Genomic DNA, 918 nt, shown 5'->3' with positions numbered 1-918 from the left:
CTAGGGCCTGTCTCCCAATAGATTTTGCATGACCAGCCCGAACAGCGGGCCGGTCATGCATTATGGTCGCCGTGGCGACACTGACCGGTGATCGGTACCAGGTGCTGACGGACAAGCAGTGGGAGCTGCTGGAGTTGCTGCTACCGAAATCCGAAGGCCACGTGGGCCGTAACTTCACCAACAACCGCCTGGTGGTGGAAGGCATGCTGTATCGACTGCGGACCAGCCTGCCCTGGCGGGACCTGCCCGAACACTTCGGACCGTGGCAAACGGTATGGAAACGCCACCGCCGCTACGCCGCCGACGGCACCTGGGACCGGGTGCTGACCGCGCTGCTGGCTCTGGCCGACACCACCGGCGATCTGGACTGGGTCGTCTCGATCGATTCCACGATCGTGCGGGCCCATCAGCACGCAGCCGGCGCGGCCGCCGACTCGGTGAGCGGGCTATGAACCCGCCGACCACGCGATCGGACGCTCCCGGGGCGGGCTGACCACCAAGGTGCACCTGGCCACCGACGGTGCCGGACGTGGTCTGGCCGCGCTGCTCACTCCCGGGCAGACCAATGACTCACCGCTGCTGCCATCGCTGCTCGACGCGGTGGCGGTGCCGCGCCTGGCAGGTGGACCGCCGCGCCGCAACCCTGACGTGGTGATCGCCGATCGCGCTTACTCCGCCGCGTCGAACCGAACACTGTTGCGGCGCAAACGGGTCCAGACCGTAATCCCCGAACGCCGCGATCAGGTCGCCAACCGCAAACGCAAGGGACGCGCAGGCGGGAGGGCGCCCGGCTTCGACACCGAAACCTACAAGCGGCGCAATGTCATCGAGCGTGCTTTCAACAGGGCCAAGCACTGGCGGGCGGTGGCCACGCGCTACGACAAGCTCGCAATCACTTACCGCGCCGGATTCGTCCTG

General features: G+C 67.0%; 1 protein-coding gene. It reads left to right on the top strand.

From position 1 onward, the window contains the following. Positions 1-62 precede the first annotated feature (62 nt). Positions 63-918 (top strand): IS5 family transposase gene (locus tag IU476_RS35645; protein WP_438944106.1). Its coding sequence is split into 2 segments (ribosomal slippage), with 858 coding nucleotides annotated over them: positions 63-445 and positions 444-918; the frame shifts between segments, so codons are not numbered across the junction. This gene is flagged as partial in the annotation.

Source organism: Nocardia blacklockiae (assembly GCF_015477355.1).
Classification (GTDB): Bacteria; Actinomycetota; Actinomycetes; order Mycobacteriales; family Mycobacteriaceae; genus Nocardia; species Nocardia blacklockiae.
Note: the sequence above shows the minus strand (reverse complement) of the source record. Positions and strands in the feature narration are given on the sequence as shown.